This is a genomic window from Cellulomonas sp. P5_C6 (assembly GCF_054049635.1).
The window spans coordinates 1-17,114 of the sequence record NZ_JBFULZ010000079.1 but is presented as its reverse complement, the minus strand read 5'-3'; the positions used below and the strand labels follow the sequence as shown (position 1 = coordinate 17,114).

General features: G+C 73.4%; 18 protein-coding genes, 1 tRNA gene and 1 pseudogene. 12 read left to right on the top strand and 8 right to left on the bottom strand.

Annotated features, from left to right (window positions below; all coding sequences use genetic code 11):
• The 4 genes and pseudogenes from ACXJKG_RS11040 to ACXJKG_RS11025 all read left to right on the top strand — a co-directional run.
• Positions 1 to 536: pseudogene (locus ACXJKG_RS11040) on the top strand (DNA polymerase III subunit delta'); the annotation flags it as partial.
• Between the two features lie 74 nt (positions 537 to 610).
• The gene (locus ACXJKG_RS11035) at positions 611 to 2,197 is read left to right on the top strand and encodes an alpha/beta hydrolase (protein WP_456845805.1); all 1,587 of its coding nucleotides are present in this window, start codon (positions 611 to 613) and stop codon (positions 2,195 to 2,197) included.
• A 51-nt stretch (positions 2,198 to 2,248) separates the two neighbouring features.
• Complete coding sequence (locus ACXJKG_RS11030; RefSeq protein ID WP_456845804.1) at positions 2,249 to 2,758, top strand: hypothetical protein; 510 nt, start codon at positions 2,249 to 2,251, stop codon at positions 2,756 to 2,758.
• Between the two features lie 85 nt (positions 2,759 to 2,843).
• Positions 2,844 to 2,919: transfer RNA gene (locus ACXJKG_RS11025), tRNA-Thr, on the top strand.
• 492 nt (positions 2,920 to 3,411) lie between these two features.
• Here ACXJKG_RS11025 and ACXJKG_RS11020 read toward each other — a convergent pair.
• The 3 genes from ACXJKG_RS11020 to ACXJKG_RS11010 all read right to left on the bottom strand — a co-directional run bounded on the left by ACXJKG_RS11020 (position 3,412) and on the right by ACXJKG_RS11010 (position 5,439).
• A complete protein-coding gene (locus tag ACXJKG_RS11020) occupies positions 3,412 to 3,843 on the bottom strand; it encodes a hypothetical protein (RefSeq protein WP_456845803.1) in 432 nt (143 codons plus the stop codon).
• 1 nt (position 3,844) lies between these two features.
• On the bottom strand, positions 3,845 to 4,924 hold the full coding sequence (locus ACXJKG_RS11015) for a molybdopterin-dependent oxidoreductase (protein WP_456845802.1): 1,080 nt from the start codon (positions 4,922 to 4,924) through the stop codon (positions 3,845 to 3,847).
• A 311-nt stretch (positions 4,925 to 5,235) separates the two neighbouring features.
• The gene (locus ACXJKG_RS11010) at positions 5,236 to 5,439 is read right to left on the bottom strand and encodes a hypothetical protein (protein WP_456845801.1); all 204 of its coding nucleotides are present in this window, start codon (positions 5,437 to 5,439) and stop codon (positions 5,236 to 5,238) included.
• A gap of 112 nt (positions 5,440 to 5,551) precedes the next feature.
• On the opposite strand from ACXJKG_RS11010, the gene ACXJKG_RS11005 reads away from it, so the two are divergent.
• The 5 genes from ACXJKG_RS11005 to ACXJKG_RS10985 all read left to right on the top strand — a co-directional run bounded on the left by ACXJKG_RS11005 (position 5,552) and on the right by ACXJKG_RS10985 (position 10,742).
• The gene (locus ACXJKG_RS11005) at positions 5,552 to 6,127 is read left to right on the top strand and encodes a TetR/AcrR family transcriptional regulator (RefSeq protein ID WP_456845800.1); all 576 of its coding nucleotides are present in this window, start codon (positions 5,552 to 5,554) and stop codon (positions 6,125 to 6,127) included.
• Entirely contained in the window at positions 6,124 to 6,846 is a 723-nt protein-coding gene (locus tag ACXJKG_RS11000; protein WP_456845799.1) for an ABC transporter ATP-binding protein, read from the top strand. The genes ACXJKG_RS11005 and ACXJKG_RS11000 overlap by 4 nt, the downstream gene beginning before the upstream one ends.
• Positions 6,843 to 7,619 carry an ABC transporter permease gene (locus ACXJKG_RS10995; protein ID WP_456845798.1) on the top strand — a complete coding sequence of 259 codons (777 nt, stop codon included), beginning with the start codon at positions 6,843 to 6,845 and terminating at the stop codon, positions 7,617 to 7,619. The genes ACXJKG_RS11000 and ACXJKG_RS10995 overlap by 4 nt, the downstream gene beginning before the upstream one ends.
• Before the next feature lie 146 nt (positions 7,620 to 7,765).
• Positions 7,766 to 9,334: a Na+/H+ antiporter gene (locus ACXJKG_RS10990; protein ID WP_456845797.1), complete on the top strand. Its 1,569-nt coding sequence runs from the start codon at positions 7,766 to 7,768 to the stop codon at positions 9,332 to 9,334.
• A 73-nt stretch (positions 9,335 to 9,407) separates the two neighbouring features.
• Positions 9,408 to 10,742 carry a hypothetical protein gene (locus ACXJKG_RS10985; protein WP_456845796.1) on the top strand — a complete coding sequence of 445 codons (1,335 nt, stop codon included), beginning with the start codon at positions 9,408 to 9,410 and terminating at the stop codon, positions 10,740 to 10,742.
• 78 nt (positions 10,743 to 10,820) lie between these two features.
• On the opposite strand, the gene ACXJKG_RS10980 is transcribed toward ACXJKG_RS10985, so the two are convergent.
• Genes ACXJKG_RS10980 through ACXJKG_RS10970 form a run of 3 tightly spaced genes read right to left on the bottom strand, consistent with a single transcriptional unit; the run spans position 10,821 to position 12,765 of the window.
• Positions 10,821 to 11,450 carry a class I SAM-dependent methyltransferase gene (locus ACXJKG_RS10980; protein ID WP_456845806.1) on the bottom strand — a complete coding sequence of 210 codons (630 nt, stop codon included), beginning with the start codon at positions 11,448 to 11,450 and terminating at the stop codon, positions 10,821 to 10,823.
• Positions 11,450 to 12,106, bottom strand: coding sequence for a TIGR04282 family arsenosugar biosynthesis glycosyltransferase (locus ACXJKG_RS10975; protein ID WP_456845795.1), 657 nt, complete (start codon positions 12,104 to 12,106; stop codon positions 11,450 to 11,452). Before ACXJKG_RS10975 ends, ACXJKG_RS10980 begins: the two co-directional genes overlap by 1 nt.
• Positions 12,103 to 12,765: a glycosyltransferase family 2 protein gene (locus ACXJKG_RS10970; RefSeq protein ID WP_456845794.1), complete on the bottom strand. Its 663-nt coding sequence runs from the start codon at positions 12,763 to 12,765 to the stop codon at positions 12,103 to 12,105. The genes ACXJKG_RS10975 and ACXJKG_RS10970 overlap by 4 nt, the downstream gene beginning before the upstream one ends.
• A gap of 135 nt (positions 12,766 to 12,900) precedes the next feature.
• Between ACXJKG_RS10970 and ACXJKG_RS10965 the strand changes: the two genes are divergently transcribed.
• Together ACXJKG_RS10965 and ACXJKG_RS10960 are read left to right on the top strand one after the other, a co-directional pair.
• The gene (locus ACXJKG_RS10965; protein ID WP_456845793.1) at positions 12,901 to 13,620 is read left to right on the top strand and encodes a response regulator transcription factor; all 720 of its coding nucleotides are present in this window, start codon (positions 12,901 to 12,903) and stop codon (positions 13,618 to 13,620) included.
• Positions 13,617 to 14,765, top strand: coding sequence for a sensor histidine kinase (locus ACXJKG_RS10960; RefSeq protein WP_456845792.1), 1,149 nt, complete (start codon positions 13,617 to 13,619; stop codon positions 14,763 to 14,765). Before ACXJKG_RS10965 ends, ACXJKG_RS10960 begins: the two co-directional genes overlap by 4 nt.
• Before the next feature lie 10 nt (positions 14,766 to 14,775).
• Here the strand turns inward: ACXJKG_RS10960 and ACXJKG_RS10955 are convergent, their stop codons facing one another.
• A complete protein-coding gene (locus tag ACXJKG_RS10955) occupies positions 14,776 to 15,801 on the bottom strand; it encodes an NAD-dependent epimerase/dehydratase family protein (protein ID WP_456845791.1) in 1,026 nt (341 codons plus the stop codon).
• A gap of 102 nt (positions 15,802 to 15,903) precedes the next feature.
• Here ACXJKG_RS10955 and ACXJKG_RS10950 point away from each other — a divergent pair, with 102 nt between their 5' ends.
• The gene (locus tag ACXJKG_RS10950; RefSeq protein ID WP_456845790.1) at positions 15,904 to 16,713 is read left to right on the top strand and encodes an S-methyl-5'-thioadenosine phosphorylase; all 810 of its coding nucleotides are present in this window, start codon (positions 15,904 to 15,906) and stop codon (positions 16,711 to 16,713) included.
• 26 nt (positions 16,714 to 16,739) lie between these two features.
• On the opposite strand, the gene ACXJKG_RS10945 is transcribed toward ACXJKG_RS10950, so the two are convergent.
• Entirely contained in the window at positions 16,740 to 16,901 is a 162-nt protein-coding gene (locus tag ACXJKG_RS10945; protein WP_456845789.1) for a hypothetical protein, read from the bottom strand.
• Positions 16,902 to 17,114 lie beyond the last annotated feature (213 nt).

Sequence of the window (17,114 nt, the reverse complement as noted above, 5' to 3'; positions counted from 1 at the left end):
GCCTGGCCCGTGACCCCGAGGCGCGCGCCCGACGGGCGGCCGTGCTGGGCATCGCGGCGAAGATCCGCGGGGTCGGCGACGCGGTGCTGGCGGCCGGCGAGCTCGTCGAGACCGCGCAGGCCGACGCCAAGGCCGCCACGGAGCAGCGTGACGCCGACGAGCGCGCCGAGCTGCTGCGCTCCATGGGCGCCGAGGGCGCGGCGACCCTGCCCCCCACGCTGCGCACCCAGGTCCGGCAGCTCGAGGAGGACCAGAAGCGGCGGGCCACGCGCTCCCAGCGGGACGTCCTCGACCGCGCGATGGTCGACCTGCTCTCGCTCTACCGGGACGTGCTCGTGGTGCAGCTGGGGGCCGGCGTCGAGCTGGTCAACATCGAGCACGACGCGTCGATCCGGTCCCTCGCGGAGGCGAGCACACCCGAGCAGACGCTCCGCCGGATGGATGCCGTCGGGCAGGCCCGCACGCGGCTCGCCGGCAACGTGGCGCCGCTGCTCGCGGTGGAGGCCATGGCGGTGGCGCTGCGCCCGCAGGGGTGACCCTGCCGCCTCGAGCGGGTGGCCGGGCGCGGACGTCCCGGTGGGCACCCAGCATCGGCGGCTACCCTCTGCGCATGCCGCTCTCAGTCCGCCCCGCCACGCCCACCGGCGTCGCGCGCGACCGACGGCACCGCCTCGTCGCACTCCTCGCCGTCGCCGCCGTCCTGCTCGCCGGGTGCGTGGCGCCCAAGAACCAGGCCGCAGGCCCGACGCCGGGGGCGACGTCCGAGGCGCCGACCGCCGAGGCCACCGGCGACCTGTCGCGCTACTACGGGCAGCAGCTCGAGTGGACCACCTGCCCCGAGGGCGAGTGCGCGACCGCGCAGGTCCCGCTCGACTACGCCGACCCCGCCGGACCCTCGATCGGGCTCGCGCTGGCGCGCAGCAAGGCCACGGGCGGCGAGCCCCTGGGATCGCTGCTCCTCAACCCGGGCGGCCCGGGGGCGTCGGGCGTCGACTTCCTCGCGCAGGCCACGGGGACGGATCAGGTGAAGGGTCTGGTCAGCGCCGACGTCCAGCGGCAGTACGACCTGGTCGCGTTCGACCCGCGCGGCGTGCAGCGCTCCAGCCCCGTGCAGTGCGTCGACGGGCCGGAGCTCGACACGATCATCGCGACGGACCACGACTACTCGACCGACGCCGGCATCCAGGACGCCATCGACACGTACGCCGGCCTGGGGGCGGCCTGCCTGCAGAACACCGGCCCGGTGCTCGGGCACATCGACACCATCAGCGCGGCCCGCGACCTCGACGTCCTGCGGGCGGCCCTCGGCGACGACAAGCTCGCGTATCTCGGCTTCTCGTACGGCACACGGCTCGGCGCCACCTACGCGGCGCTGTTCCCCGAGAAGGTCGGCCGTCTCGTCCTGGACGGCGCGCTGCCGCCCGACCTGACGTCCTTCGAGGCCTCCGAGGGCCAGGCCGTCGGCTTCGAGAGTGCCCTGCGCGCCTACATCACGGACTGCCAGGCTGGCCCGGACTGCCCGCTGACCGGGTCGGTGGACCACGGGCTCACGCAGGTGCACGACCTGCTCGACCGCGCCCGCGTCAACCCCCTGCCCACCGGCACGGACCGCGAGCTGACCGCCATGCTCGCCTTCTACGGCATCGCGCTCCCGCTCTACTCCAAGTCGTTCTGGCCGTACCTCACGCAGGCCTTGACCGAGGCGCTGAAGCAGAACACGGGCTCGACCCTGCTGCTCCTCGCCGACCAGTACTCCGACCGCTCCGAGGACGGCACGTACACCACCAACTCGGTGGTCGCCTTCGACGCCATCAACTGCCTCGACCCCCGTGCCTCCGCGGACTTCGACACCATGCGCCAGGAGGCCGCCAAGATCGAGGCGGCCGCTCCGACGGTCGGCGCCTTCTTCACGTTCGGCGGCACGATGTGCGCGCAGTGGCCGGTGCCCGAGGTCGGCGGCCTGGACTCGTACGCGGCCGAGGGTGCACCGCCGATCGTCGTCGTCGGCACCACGAACGACCCGGCGACGCCCTACGCGTGGGCCGAGCAGCTGGCGAGCCTCCTCTCGTCCGGGGTGCTGCTCACGTACCAGGGGGAGGGCCACACCGCCTACGGCTCCTCGAACGCCTGCATCGCGAACGCGGTCGACGCCTACCTCCTGAGCGGCACGGTGCCGGCGGAGGGCACCCGCTGCTGACCGGTGCGGTCATGGGTTGCCCCGGGCCTCCCGACGGGTCACGGTGACTGCATGTCGGCTTCCTTCAGTGCGTCCCTCCCGATCCACCTGAGCGGTGCCGGTCCGGCCCGCCGACGACCGACCGTCGGGCTGCTGGGGCGGTGTCTCCTGCTCGGGTGGGCCGCCGGCGCGCGGTCGGCCCTCGGCCCTGGTGCCCCGACGATCACGGGAGGTGCCCGCCCGGCCGTCCGAGCGGGTGCGGCACTCGGCGTCGTCGGCGAGCTGGTGGCGGACAAGCTGCCGACCGCGCCCAGCCGGCTGGAGCACGGCGGCGCCTGGGTCCGCGCCGGCTCCGGGCTCATCGGCGCGACGATGCTGGCGACCCGCGACCACGCCAGCCCGGTCGTCCCTGCGCTCGCGGGTGCCGTCGGCGGCCTGGCCGGTGCGTTCGGTGGCGCCGCGTGGCGCGGATGGGCTGCCGGCCGAATGCCGGCATTGCTGGCTGCGGTCGCGGAGGATGCCGTCGCGCTGGCCGCCGCGGCGATCGCGTGCGCGCCGGGCCGCCCCGTGCGGACCCTGTGACCCGTCTCTCCGGGCTCGCTTTGGAGGGCCGGGGGTCCTCCGGGTACAGTAAGCGGGCTCGCCGGGGTCCATGGATCCCGACGACGCCGCCTTAGCTCAGTCGGCAGAGCGTCTCACTCGTAATGAGAAGGTCAAGAGTTCGATTCTCTTAGGCGGCTCCACCACGAAGGCCCCGTGACCAGCGGAAACGCTGGTGCGGGGCCTTCGTCGTGGAGGGCGTCAGGGCCGCCGGGTGCCACGACGGGGGCCAGCTGGTAGCCACGTTCGGGCACTCGCAGGCCGGTGAAGCCGATCGTCAGAAGCGTCACAACTCCCTGACCTGCAGAGACGTCCACGAACGCCTGCTGCGGACCGGCACGACCATCTCACCCCAGGTGAGAAGGTCCTCGAGCTGTCGCCGGGTGCCGGCCCCGTCGCGAATGACGGGCAGGCGATGGAGCACACGCGGCTCGGTTCCACCGGCCCCGCGAACGTCTCAGCCCCGATCGTGCCGCGACCACGCCGCACCACCTGCCGGAGGCGGTCGAGGCGCCGGTCATCGTGCTGTCGGACGAGGACGTCGCGACCTCGAATCTCCGCCGACGCGGGTCCTGGTTCTGACGCGCGACTCTGGCGTGCGCCGGGTTCGCCGGCAACGCCACATCCACCGATGGTCAGACCAGTTCCGTCGGGGCATCCGAGCGTCGGTCACGAGCCGCGGTGAGCAGGTAGGCCACCAGGTTCAGGGCGGCTACCAGGCCGAGGAGGATGGCAAGGTTCGCGCCGTAGTTCTGGAGCAGGAGGGCCTTCGCCGGTGGCTGGGTGCCGCGACGCGCGATGAGCGGGATCGCGATGATGGTGATCAGCCCACCGATGATGAGCGCCGACTGTACGTACCGGCGCCCGCGTGGCGGCACGGTCCGCGCCAGGAGCCAGCCGACCGCCACGATCAGTGGCGAGAGAAGGCCGTCCTGGATGACGACGATCCCGACCATCCACAGCGCCAGGCCCGGCAGCGCTGAGGGCGTCTGGGTGACCAGCCGCCACGCTCCGTAGAGCGCGAGGAGGATCCCGGCCGTGACCAGCGCGACCCGCCATCGCCCCATCTCAGGTCACCTCGATCCGGGAGAGCCACTTGGTGTTGAGCACGCCCGGTCGGTTGGGCGAGATCAGGCGAAGGGGATAGCCGTGGTCGAGGTTGAGCCGCTCGCCGTTGACGTGGGTGGCGAGCAAGGCGTGCGAGACCTGGGGGCCTTCGAGGTAGCTGTCGTGGTAAGAGCCTCGCGTCTCCAACGAGACGACATGGACGCGCGAGTCGGCGTCCCCGCCGGCGCGCTGCACGACGTCGAGCAGCCGCAGACCTCGCCAGTCGGCACCGACGCTCCACCCCTCGACGCAGGTGATCGGCAGCCGCGCCTCGTGCTCGGCGAGCTCCTCGATCTCGGCGAGGCTCAGGACGTAGGGCTGCGGGCCGTCGACGTGCAGGAGCCAGTCCTTCGCGGTCGCCAGCATCATCACGCCGGCCCGCTCGGCAGTCCGGTTCACCGGGACGCCCTGGCGGCCCTGGCTCGACAGCCTGGGCGCCAGCAGTCCGATCGGGCGCAACGGCGTGATGGTCTGCCCCACGGTGGTGGCAACGACCGCCGCGACACCGACCGCCGTCGCGACCAGAAGCCCGCGACGGCTCAGAGCCGGCGTCGCGGGCGGCGGGACGTCTCCGGCGTTGCTGTGCGCTGCCGGGTTCTCGCTCCACGGGATCTCGGTCAGGACGTCCGCGTCCGGCAGTCGCGCGCGCAGCCCGTACACGATGTCCGGCAGCTTCACCCCGATGTGGATGAGGATCGACCCGATGACGACGAACGAGAGCAGGAAATGCACTCGGACGAAGCTCCACGGCCACGGGTACCAGCCCAGGATGTTCAGGAATCCCGTCGTCAGCTGGATCAGGCTGGCCGAGACGAGCACGAAGACCGACCCGCGCTCGACGGCGTGCTTGATCGAACGTGCCGGCGGCCAGCGGAAGAGGTTTGGGTAGACCGACCAGAGCTTGACCATCAGCAGCGGGATCGTGGCGATGCCGGTGGCCACGTGGGTGCCCTGGGTGACCCTGTAGAGGAACACCGGGCTGGCCGGCTCGGGCAGCCAGGACCACGGCGCGTACTGGTAGTGGCTGAGCAGCCCAGTCACGAAACACACACCGAAGCAGATCCCGACCACGGAACCGATTCGCGCGGTCAGGGCCGTCGAGCGTATCGGGCTGCTGAATCGCGGCCAGAGTCCAGGCTTGCTCAACTGCGCCATACGTCAACCGTGTCGAACCAGCCAGCGCCGGTCCATCCCCGCGCACCTTACGGATGCGTGACGTATCACCGCGGCGGGCCTGACTCGACACCGTGCGGCACCGCCTGCCTGCGTCGTCGTGCGGGACGGCACAGAGCCCCTGAACATCGTCGAGCTCGAGTCGTACGAGTCGGCGATGGCGAGTCGGTGTGTCGTCGTCATCCATCGAACTCGAGCACGAACGCGACTCGGCCGTCCGGCAACGAGATTCTCTCGGTCGTGTACCGGTACTTGAGCTCCAGGTGCTTGGAGCCGGCGCTGGTGCGTGGGAACCACCAGTTCGCGCTCGCATCCGGCCGCTCCGCCCAGGGCTGTACCTCGCCGTCGCGCTCGCCACCGCGCAGCAGCACCCAGTACTCCATGCGCTGAGCATCCCAGCATGTCGTGGCGAACGACACCGTCGCCGCGGAGTCCGACGTCTCCCTGCGTCGGCCGGCAGTGGACACCCGAAATGTTAGTGTCTAACATAGGGGGATGGCGACGGAACGACCGGTGTCTCGAGACGGGACGAAGGCGAGTCTCACGCGCGCCCGTCTGCTCGCCGCCGCGTTCGACCTCTTCGGCGAGCAGGGGTATGACGCGACGACGGTTGCGCAGATCGCGAGTCGCGCGGGGGTCACGGAGATGACCTTCTACCGCCACTTCGGCAGCAAGGACCGGCTGGTCGTCGAGGACCCGTACGACCCGCTGATCGCGGCGGCGGTCTCCACGCAGCCGCGGGACCTGCCACCGCTGGTACGCGCCTCGCGTGGCGTTCGGGCCGCCTGGCAGGGGCAGCCGTCCGACGACGACGACACGCTCCGGGCCCGCATCTCCCTGGCGGCCGCGACGCCGAGCCTGCTGCCCGCCGTGCGCGCGGGTACGGCAGCGACCGAGTCGGCGATCGCGGGTCAGCTGGTGGCCGGCGGCACGGCCCCGCAGGATGCGGCGGTGTGCGCCGCGGCAGTGATGGGTGCTCTAACGGCCGCCCTCCTCGACTGGCCGCAGAGGGAGGGTGCGACGCTCGGTGAGACGATCGCGCGCGCCCTCGATCTTCTGGAGCACGCATGACGACCGAGGCAGTCCTGCAGCTGACCGGCGTCGCGTACACCTACCGCGGCGGTGCCGGCGTCCGGGGCATCGACCTCGACGTCCGCGCAGGTGAGGTGCACGCCCTCGTCGGGCTGAACGGTGCCGGCAAGTCGACTCTGATGAAGCTGGTGCTCGGCATGCTGCGGACGCAGCGAGGCACGGTTCGAGTCCTCGGTACCGACGTGCAGCGCGCGGGGCGGGAGGTCTGGGCCGACGTCGGGGCGCTCGTCGAGCACCCCTTGGCCTACGGCGAGCTGGATGCTGCGACCAACCTGACGCTCGCCGCGCGCCTGCACGGTGTCCCGGCGGCGGACGCGTCCGTGGCGGTGGGTGCTGTGCTCCACGAGCTCGACCTGGTCAGATATGCGCGTGTCCGGGTGCGGCGACTGTCCGCGGGCAACACCCAACGCGTGGGGCTGGCAGCCTCCCTCGCGCACGACCCGCGGTTGCTGGTGCTCGACGAACCCACGACCGGACTCGACCCTGCCGGCATCATCGTGCTGCGTGAGGCGCTGCTCCGCCGTGCCGCAGCCGGGGTGGGGGTGCTCGTGTCCAGCCACCATCTGGACGAGGTCGCCCGCATCGCGGACCGCATCTCGGTGATAGCCGACGGTCGGCTCGTCGGTTCGCTCGACCCCGGCGGGGTGGACATCGAGCGCGCGTTCTTCGCCAAGGTGCACGAGGCGGCGACGCCGTGACCGGACTGCGGACCGCTCTGGTCGTCGAGGCGCGCAAGGCCGTCTCCTCGTCGACGCTGCGAGCCACCGGCCTGCTGCTGGCGCTCGGGGTCCCGGCGATCGTGGCGGCCATTCTTGCGGCCGCTCGCGGTGGCGGCACACCCGAGGCCCGGGCACAGCTGTTGGCCAAGCTCGGACCGGAGATCGCCGAGGCCGACTGGAACGCGCTGGTCCAAGCCTCCACCCAGGTGACGGCCGCCGCCTCGGTCTTCGCGTTCGGGATGGGCGCGGCGTGGATCGTCGGTCGGGAGTTCGCCGACGGCACGGCGCCGGCGCTCTTCGGGCTCCCGGTGAGTCGCTCGGCGATCGCGGCGGGCAAGATCGTCGTCTACCTGTGCTGGGCCGTTCTCGTCTCGTTGGTCCTGGTCGTCGCGCTCGCCCTGGCCGGCACGGCGATCGGGCTCGGAGCTCCCGATGCCTCCGTCGCCATGGGGCTCGGCCGCCTCGTCGTCCTCTGTGTGCTCTCGGCCTTGATCGCCATCGCGGCAACGGTGGCCTCCACGCTGGGCCGTGGGGTGCTACCGGGCGTGGCGGTCGCGGCAGTGACCATCGTCGTGGCGCAGATCTCCGTCTTCACGGGCGGGTCGGTGTGGGTTCCCCTCGTCGCGCCCGCCCTGTGGGCGATGCACCCCGCCGCGGTGCCGTTCGGGGCCCTCGCGCTCGTCGTCGCGTTCGGCGCGCTGTGCGCCGCACTCACGGTGGTCGCCTGGCATCGCCTCCAGCTCGCGCGCTGAGCTCAGACAGGGGATGCGGCCGCGCGCTGCCGGGTCGGTCCTCGTTCGCGCGATGCGTTCGTGTCCTGGTCGCTACCGTCAGAACGTGGTCGGCGGTCCTGCTCGACCGCTCACGCGGGCGTTCCCGCGCCGGAGGAGGATCGTCTGTGTCACCGGTCGTCCTGATCGCCCTGCTCGTGGGCGGCATCGTCGTGCTCACCCCGCTCGCCGACCGGCTCCGCATCCCGTTCCCGGTCCTGTTGACGCTCTTCGGCCTCGCGGTCCCGCTGATCCCGGCCGTGCCGCACCTGTCGATCGAGCCGGACCTGATCCTGCCGCTGGTCCTGCCACCGCTCCTGTTCGCTGCGACGCAGCGGGCGACGGCGCGCGAGTTCCGGGAGAACGCTCGCCCGATCCTCCTGCTCGCCGTCGGGCTGACGGTCGCGAGCGCCGGGGCGGTCGCGGTGCTCGCGCACGCGGCCGGCCTGGGTTGGGGCGCCGCGGCCGTGCTGGGCGCCGTGGTCGCCCCACCTGATCCGGTGGCGGCGACGGCGGTGRCACGCCGGCTGCGGCTCCCCGGCCGGCTGGTGACGATCCTCGAGGGCGAGGGGATGTTCAACGACGCCACCGCGCTGGTGATGTACAACGTCGCGGTGGCGGCGGTGGTGGCCGGGTCGGTGACCGCCGGCGAGCTCGGGCTCAGCCTGGTGCTGGCCATCGGCGTCGGCGTGGGGCTGGGCCTGGCGGCCGCCGTGCTCACCCGCTTCGCTCTGGCCCGCCTGCACGCGGCCGCGGCGGAGACGACGCTCACGGTCGCGTTGCCGTTCGCCGTCTACCTGGGCGCGGAGCACCTGCACGGCTCGGGGGTGCTGGCCGTGCTCACACTCGGCCTCTACCTGCGCACCTACGCGCACCGCTCGCTGACGTCGGAGGGCTGGCTGCTCGGGCGTGCGGTCTGGCGGTACGCCGACTACCTGATCACGAGCCTCGTCTTCGTCTTCATCGGCTTCGAGCTCACCGAGATCCTGCGCACGAGCCCGGACCGCCGCACGGCGCTCGAGCTCGCGGGCTGGACGTGTGGCGTCCTCATCGCGGTGCGGTTCGTCTGGGTGCTCGGGGCCAGCGCCCTGTTCCGGCGTCGCCGCCGGTCCGACGCAGTGCCGCTGGGCGGTCGGGAGGCGGTCGTGACCTCGTGGGCCGGGATGCGGGGCGTCGTGACGGTCGCCACCGCGCTGGCCATCCCCGGGGCGATCGCCTCGGGATCGGCGTTCCCGGGCCGGGAGTCGATCGTCGTGGTCGCCCTCGTGACGGTGCTGGTCACGCTCGTCCTGCAKGGGCTGACGCTGGCGCCCCTGGTGCGGTGGCTGCACGTGGGCGAGTCGGGGGACACCGACAACGAGCGCCGTGCGCTGCGTCGCGAAGCGATGACCACGGTGCTCGACGCCCTCGACGGCCAGACCGGCGCCGGCTACCCGGACCGCGTGCGGCACGCGGTGCGGTTGCAGTACCAGGGCTACCTGGCGGCGCAGGACGCGATCGGCACCGCGAGGCGAGGGCGCGTACACGACGACGCCGACACCGGCGACGACGAGGCCGTCGGTCAGCTGCTGCGGGCCGTCAGCGAGGTCGAGCGCGCGGTGCTGCTCGAGGCCCGCGGGCGGGGGAGCGTGAGCCMCGAGGTCGCGGACGAGGTGCTCGACGAGGTCGAGCGGCGGGCGCTGCGCCAGCTCGAGTAGGCGCGGACGGTCGAGCTGTGCCGTCATCCTCCCGTCAGCATCGAGGAGGGTTCCACCGTGCCATGGTGGAGACGTGGACTCCTCCCCGCCCGACACCGTCGAGCGGGGAGACGTCGTCAGCTCGACGCGGACGCGCCGGGCGGTGCTCGCGGTGGCCCTGTGGGCCGTCGGTCTCGTCGGGCTGTGGGCCGTCGGCCGGGCGCTGGCCGACCGCGGCGCGGTCGTCACCTACGGCAGCGCTCCCCCCTTCCTGGGCTACCTGCACGGGCGCGCGACCCTCGGCACGCTCGCCGCGGTCGGCGTCGCCGCGCTGGTCGTCGGTCTCGGGCCGAGGATCGCCCGGACCGCCGGGTGGACCGGGCTGCTCCTGGCCGGGTGGGCGACGTCGGCCGCGTTCGCCGTCGCGCTGGCGTCGACCGACGGGCTGTCGGCGCTCACCGCACCCCTGGCCGACGAGCACGAGTACCTCGCCGTCGTGCCGCGGGTGCTCGAGGACCCGGCCGGATTCCTCCGCACCTTCGCCGACCGCGCCCTGGAGTACCCCGTGCACGTGCGCGGCCATCCGCCTGGTCTCCCTCTGCTGCTCGCCGGCCTCGATCGGCTCGGGCTCGGCGGGCCGGGGTGGGCGGCCGCCCTGGTGATCGTCGTCGGCTCCAGCACGGTGGTGGCCGTCGGCCTGACCCTGCGCGCCCTGGCCGGTCCCAGGGGCGAGCAGACGGTCCGGCGCGCGCTGCCTGCCGTCGTGCTGGCACCGGCCGCGCTGTGGGTGGCGACCACCGCGGACGCGTTCTTCGCCGGGGTACTCGCCTGGGGTGTCGCGCTGCTCGCGCTCGCGTCGACCCGGACCGGTCGCGCCTGGCCGTGGGCCGTCGCGGCAGGGCTGGTGCTCGGCCTGTGCCCGTTCCTGTCCTACGGGTTGCTGCCGATGGGGGCGCTCGCGCTCGTGGTCGGGGTGGTCACGCACCGCTGGGTTCCCACCGCGGTGGCCGGTGCGACGGTCCTGGCGGGTGCGGGCGTCTGGTGGGCGGCGGGGTTCTGGCTGCCGGACGGGCTCGCGGCGACGCACGTGGCCTCGACCCTGGGACGTGCCGCCGATCGGCCGTACCTCTACTTCCTCGTCGCGGACCTCGTCCTGCTCGGCGTGCTGGTGGGGCCGGCCGGCGTCGGCGGCCTGACGGGCCTGCGCTCGCTCCCGGGGGCGGTGCAGCTCATCGTTGTCGTTGCGCTCGGCGCCGCGCTCGTCGGCGCCGTCTCCGKGGTGGAGCGCGGGGAGGTCGAGCGGATCTGGGTCCCGCTGGCGTGCTGGGTGCTGCCCGCTGCCGCGACGCTGGCGGACCGGCGGGCGTGGCTCGTCGCCCAGGGCGCGGCAGCGATCACCCTGCAGGTCGTGCTCGTCTCCCCGTGGTGACCGCCACCCGCTGCTCGCCCTCGTGATCGTGGTCGCGTCGACCATGCGGCGCGACTGTCGGTCGTGCCCGTCCCGGGGTCAGAGCGCGCGCAGCGCCACCACGGTCCGGCCGCCGAGGTGCCACTGCTCGAGCACGACGAAGCCGCAGGTCGGGACGAGCCGGGCAAGCGTTCGTGCTCCGACCCGAGCCCAGGGCATCGGTCGACTGGTGCGCCCGTCCGCGTCGCGCAACGTGAGCGGAGAGGTGTCGTCGGCGTCCTGGTCCGCGTCGGTCTCTACCAGGACCAGGCCACGAGGGCCGACGAGCCGCCGGCACCGCGCGAGCAGCGCCGCCGGGTCTCCACCGATGCCGATGTTGCCGTCGGCCAGGAGAACTGTGCCCCATCGACCTTCGGCGGGCATTGGCTGCTCGACCGCCCGCCGCAGTGCCATCGCACCGCGGCCACGCGCCTGCTCGACGGCCCGCGTCGAGATGTCGATCCCCAGAGCCGGCACGCCGCGCGCGTTGAGCGCCCCGACGAGCCGACCGGGTCCGCAGCCGACGTCGAGGACGGGCGCCTCGCAGCGCGCGAGCATGAGGTCGTCGATCGCGTCGGGCTCGTCGCTCCACCGTGCGACGGCCAGGCTGACGACGCCCGCGGACCCGAGCGCGTCGACGGGTGCACCGTCCAGCGCGGCCTCGTAGAACGTGAGCGGGTGCGGGCGCATCACGAGCCCGACCGGACCTGACCGAGGCCGCGCCACGTGGCCGCGAACCTCGTCGCCGGTGCCGCGAGGGCGACTGCGCGAGCATCTGCGGGCTCGTCGACGTCGCGCAGGAGGGCCAGGAGGGTGACGCGCAGCCCGAGCTCGTGCAGGCGCCGCAGCTGGGCGGCGCCGGTACGGTCCGTGGACATCGGGATGCCCYCGAACACTCGGTCGTCGGGCGTGCGTAGTCCGATCGCCCAGTACCCGCCGTCGTTCGTGAGCCCGAGGACGGCGTCGGCGCCGTCGAAGTCGACAGCTGAGAGATGCGCACCGAGCTGCGGCGTGTCCATGCCGACAAGGAGGGCGGGGGCGTGGTCGTCGCGCGCGAGAGTGTCGCGGAATGCCGCGGCCAAACGGTCACCAAGGTCACCCGAGGGCTGCGGCACGACGTCGAAGCCTGGGGGGATCCATGGCCCACCGGCCCCGTCGAGCGCGACGACCCGGTGCACGGCCGGTGCACCGGACATCGCATCGAACGTGTCCTTCAGGCAGGCGCGGGCGAGTGCGGCGGACTCGGTGGGGCTGAACTCGCTGTGCAGCCGCGTCTTGACGCGTCCGGCGACGGGCTCCTTCGCCAGCAGCACGAGCGTACGAGCAGGCTCGACGGGCCCGGTCACGAGGCCAGGACCGCAGACATGTCGCGGACGGCGCGAACCACTCCCAGGGGCGTCCCGGTCACCTTCGAGCGCCCGGTCCGTGGTGCGTAGTCGACGTCGACCTCGGAGATCCGCCACCGCCGGTCCGCCGCCCGCACGACCATCTCGAGGGGGTAGCCCGACCGGCGGTCGTGCATGTCGAGATCGAGCAGGGCCGACCGGCGCGCAGCCCGCATCGGGCCGAGGTCGTGCAGGCGGACGCCGGTTCGGCGCGCCAGCCTGCCGACCAGGACGCGGTTGGCGTAGCGCAGGTGCCACGGCCACGCCGCCGGCGACGTCGACCGGCGCCGACCCAGCACGAGGTCCTGCCCGGCGCGTACGGGATCGAGCACCCTGTGCAGCTGGCGCGGGTCGAGGCTGCCGTCGGCGTCCATGAACGCGACCACGTCCGCGGTGGCCGCGAGCAGACCGGCGTGGCAGGCGGCGCCGAAGCCCCGGCGGTCCTCGACGACGACCAGGGCGCCGAGCCGTTCCGCGAGCTCGGCGCTGCCGTCAGACGAGCCGTTGTCGACGACGATCGGCCGGACCCCCTCGGGGACGCGGGGGAGCAGCCACGCCAGCGCGGCGGCCTCGTCGAGGCACGGCAGGACCAGGTCCACCATCCGCGGGTTTGAAGTCACACATCCACGCTAGGTCGCCCCGCTCCAGGGGCCCCGACCCCCCGCGATGACCGTTCGATGACGGATCCGCCCGGCGGACGGTGGACTTCACGGTCCGGGGCGGCCGGACCACGGCACGCGGGTTAGCGTGACCCCATGCCGACGGTGCTGGTGGTGGACGACGAGGAGCTCGTGGTGCGGAGCGTCGCCGCCTACCTGGAAGCAGACGGCGTGCGGGCACTGGTGGCGGGCGACGCACGCGAGGGTGAGCGCGTCTGGCGGGAGACCCGACCCGACGCCGTGGTGCTCGATGTGCGGCTGCCCGGGGCGTCGGGCCTCGACCTGCTGCGCAAGATGCGACTCGACGCCGACCGGACGCCGGTCGTCCTGCTCTCGGGGCTCGACACCGTCGACGACCGGATCGTCGGTCTCGAGGTCGGTGCCGACGACTACCTGACCAAGCCGTTCAGCCCGCGCGAGCTGGTGCTCCGACTGCACGCGCTCCTGCGGCGCGGCGACATCCAGCCGGGCGACGGGTCCCGGCCCGTCACGGTCGGGCCGCTGGTGCTCGACCCGTCGGTGCGCTCGGCGTCGCTGGCAGGATCGGAGCAGACGCTCGCGCCCCGCGAGTTCGACCTGCTCCTGTTCCTCGCACGGCACGCCGGATCGACGTTCGGCACGCGCGATCTGCTCCGCCGGGTCTGGGGCTGGGACTTCGGCGACGACTCGACCGTCGTCGTGCACGTCCGGCGGCTGCGTCGCAAGTTCGAGCCCGACCCGTCGGCGCCGGTGCTGCTGACCACCGTCCGCGGGACGGGGTACCGGCTCGGCACCGCGGACGAGCTCGGCGCGGCGCTGGTCGGGGCGCGGCCGTGAGCCGGGACCTCTGGTTCATCGCCGCCATGACCGCGCTGTGCGCCGCGGGCGTCGGAGTCCTGGGTGCGCTGGTCGTGACCCGGGTCCGGCGGGCGTCGTTGGTCGCGGCGATGGTGGTGACGGCTCTCGTCCCGGTGGGGGTCGTCGCGCTCGCCGTCTGGGTCAACGTGGGCGCGATGTTCCTCTCGGCTCACGATGCCGCCGTCGCAAGGCTCGTCCTCGGGCTCTCGTCCGTCCCTGCGGTCGTGCTCGCCGTCGTCCTCGGTCGCCTGGTGCTCGCCGACGTGCGCGCGGTCGGACTGCAGGCGCGGGATCTCGCGAGCGGCCGGGGGGTCACAACGGCTGCACCCGTGACAGCCGAGCTCGCCGAGCTCGCCGAGGAGCTGGCGCGGACCCGCGTGAAGCTCGAGGCGTCCCGCGAGCGGGAGCGCGCACTGGAGTCGGCTCGCCGGCAGGTCGTCGCGTTCGTGAGCCACGACCTGCGCTCGCCGCTCTCCGGCATCCGGGCCACGATCGACGGCCTCCAGGATGGCGTGATCACGGATGCCCAGGCCGCCTACCTGGGCATCGGCAGCGCGGTCGACCGGCTCGGTCGCATGATCGACGACCTCGCCGAGCTGTCGCGGCCCGATGGGCTCCCCGCACCCCGGGCGCACGAGACCGTTCAGCTCAGCGTGGTGCTGGACGACGTGCTCGGGCACTCGGCGCCCATGGCCGCGGCGCAGGATGTCGCTCTCCTCGTCGRCGTCGCGCCGGGCCTCGAGGTCGTCGGGGTGCCCGACGAGCTCGCTCGCGTGCTCGACAACCTCGTCGGGAACGCCGTCCGGAGCAGCGGCCGGGGAGGCACGGTCCGGGTCGCCGGCTACCGGTTCGACGGACAGGTACGGGTCGCGGTCGAAGACACCTGTGGCGGCATCCCCGACGACGAGCGCGCGCACGTGTTCGAGGAGGGCTTCCAGGGCGGGGGTGCCCATCGCGAGCAGCGGCGCGAGATCGGCTCGTCCGGGCTGGGCCTGGCGATCGTCGGGACGGTCGTCGCCGCGCACGGTGGCCGGGTCGGGGTCGAGCCCACCGACGGGGGGTGCCTGTTCGAGGTGCAGCTCCCGGCGTCCGACGAGGCTCGCGGGCCGGTGCTGCAGGACTGACGGCACCGCGTCAGGACGTCGCCAGCCCAGCCGCGAGGTCGACCCTCGCCGACCACCCCAGCACGTGCGCCGCGCGTTCCGACGACGCCGTGACGTGCCGGACGTCACCGATCCGGAACTGGCCGGTCACACGCGGAGCGGGGCCGCCGACCGCGTCGGCGAGCGCCTTCGCGAGCCCGCCCACGGTCGTCACGGTGCCGGAGCCGACGTTGAGCGACACCACGTCCCCGTCGACGCCGGTGGCGATCGCGGCGGCGACGATCGCGCGGGCGACGTCGTCGACGTGCACGAAGTCGCGCCGCTGAGCGCCGTCCTCGAAGACCCGAGGTGCCCGACCGGCGGCGAGCTCCGACCGGAACAGCGAGGCCACGCCGGCGTAGGGGGTGTCGCGTGGCATCCCCGGCCCGTAGACGTTGTGGAACCGCAGCGCGAACGCACCGCCGGAGGTCTCACGCGCCCACGCGCGGAGCAGGTGCTCGCCGTGCACCTTGGTCGCGGCGTACACGTTGCGCGGATCCAGCGGCGCGTCCTCGGTCACCACCGTGGGCACCAGGACGGTGGCGCACCGCGGGCACCGAGGGTCGAACACGCCCGCCTCGAGGTCGCGCACTCGTCGCGGACCGGGCGCGACCCGACCGTGCAGCGCGCAGTCGTAGGCACCCTCGCCGTAGACCACCATCGAGCTCGCGAACACCAGGTGCCCCACGTCGGCCCTGTTCGCCGCCCGCAGCACCGCGGCGGTGCCGAGGTCGTTCGAGGAGACGTAGTCGACGACGTCGTCGAGATCGACCCCGAGACCGACCTTGGCGGCGAGGTGCACGACGGCGTCGGCGCCCGGCACGGTCGCGGCGAGGACGTCGGCGTCGCGGACGTCACCCACCACGAGGCGGGCACCCGGCAAGGGTGGAGCCTCTCCGTGTGCGTGCACGTCCGGCCGCAGGGAGTCGAGGACCGTCACGTCGTGGCCGGCGGCGACGAGCCGCTGCACGGTCGGTCGGCCGATGAACCCGGCTCCGCCGGTGACAAGGACACGCATGGTCCCAGCATCCCCGGGGCGGGCACCTCACGGCATGACGGGAGCCTGACGGATCCCGGCGGCGGCCGCGGCCCTGGTCGTCCGGCGGTTACGGTCGGTCGCATGACCAGCAGCGCATCCCCGGTCGGCGTGATCGGCGGCTCGGGCCTGTACGAGCTCCTCGACGGGGCTGAGGAGGTCCGGGTCACCACCCCGTTCGGCGACCCCAGCGACCCGCCGCTCGTCGGCAGGCTCGGGGACCGCGACGTCGTGTTCGTGCCGCGGCACGGCGCCGACCACCGGTTCCCTCCGCACCTCGTCAACTACCGCGCCAACCTCTGGGCGCTGCGCACCCTCGGTGTCCGGCGCGTGCTGGCTCCGTCGGCCGTGGGGGCCCTGCGCCTCGATCTGGCGCCGGGCACCCTGGTCGTCCCCGACCAGATCATCGACACGACCTGGGGTCGCCCCGCCACCTTCTACGACCAGGTCGGCGCCGTGGTGCACGTCGGTCTCGCCGACCCGTACTGCCCGCAGGGCCGCGACGCCGTCGTCGGCCTTCCCCGGCCCGCGATGCCGGTCGTCGACGGCGGCACCATGGTCGTGATCCCGGGACCCCGGTTCTCGACGCGCGCGGAGTCGCGCCGGAACGCGGCCGAGGGTGGCGACGTCGTCGGCATGACCGGCATGCCGGAGGCAGCCCTCGCCCGCGAGCTGGCGCTCTGCTACACCAGCCTGGCCGTCGTGACGGACGCCGACGCCGGCGTCGAGGCAGCCGGCGCGGTCTCGCACCAGGGCGTCCTGGACGAGTTCGCGCGCAGCGTCGACCGGCTGCGAACCCTGCTCGCCCAGGTGGTCGGCGCCCTCCCGCTCGACGACGAGTGCACCTGTCGGTCGTCGCTCGAGGGGTTGTCCCTGCCGTTCGATCTTCCCTGACCGGACCGCGCTCGCTCAGGGGCGGGTCAGGTGGAGCGCACGAGAACGTACGGGATGCCGCGACTGCGCCGCGATGCCCACCACAGGGCCAGCGCACCGAGCACGGCCGCGCCGACGATCGTCTGCCGTTCCGGGCTCCTAGCCCCGGCCTGGCTGGCTCCGGCGCCGGGGGCGCCGACGTCGGTCATGGCTCGAGCGACTCGATCAGCCCCCGTGGGTACATCCTCGTGGCGACCCTACCGATCGGGAGGGACCACGGGCCGGGCGGGCGTGCGAGGTCTACGGTCGAATGGGAACGGAGTGCCCCGTGGACGACCAACCGGATGGGACAGCACCATGGACGAGCTGCTCAGCGCGCTGAATGGGCAGGAGCGCGACCTGATCCGCGAGACCGAGCCGGC

Coding starts and splice junctions, on each gene's coding strand:
- ACXJKG_RS11030 (WP_456845804.1), top strand. CDS start 2,249: ATGTCGGCTTCCTTCAGTGCGTCCCTCCCGATCCACCTGAGCGGTGCC.
- ACXJKG_RS10955 (WP_456845791.1), bottom strand. CDS start 15,801: ATGCGTGTCCTTGTCACCGGCGGAGCCGGGTTCATCGGCCGACCGACC.
- ACXJKG_RS10980 (WP_456845806.1), bottom strand. CDS start 11,450: ATGCGCCCGCACCCGCTCACGTTCTACGAGGCCGCGCTGGACGGTGCA.
- ACXJKG_RS11000 (WP_456845799.1), top strand. CDS start 6,124: ATGACGACCGAGGCAGTCCTGCAGCTGACCGGCGTCGCGTACACCTAC.
- ACXJKG_RS10965 (WP_456845793.1), top strand. CDS start 12,901: ATGCCGACGGTGCTGGTGGTGGACGACGAGGAGCTCGTGGTGCGGAGC.
- ACXJKG_RS11005 (WP_456845800.1), top strand. CDS start 5,552: ATGGCGACGGAACGACCGGTGTCTCGAGACGGGACGAAGGCGAGTCTC.
- ACXJKG_RS11010 (WP_456845801.1), bottom strand. CDS start 5,439: ATGGAGTACTGGGTGCTGCTGCGCGGTGGCGAGCGCGACGGCGAGGTA.
- ACXJKG_RS10950 (WP_456845790.1), top strand. CDS start 15,904: ATGACCAGCAGCGCATCCCCGGTCGGCGTGATCGGCGGCTCGGGCCTG.
- ACXJKG_RS10945 (WP_456845789.1), bottom strand. CDS start 16,901: ATGACCGACGTCGGCGCCCCCGGCGCCGGAGCCAGCCAGGCCGGGGCT.
- ACXJKG_RS11035 (WP_456845805.1), top strand. CDS start 611: ATGCCGCTCTCAGTCCGCCCCGCCACGCCCACCGGCGTCGCGCGCGAC.
- ACXJKG_RS11020 (WP_456845803.1), bottom strand. CDS start 3,843: ATGGGGCGATGGCGGGTCGCGCTGGTCACGGCCGGGATCCTCCTCGCG.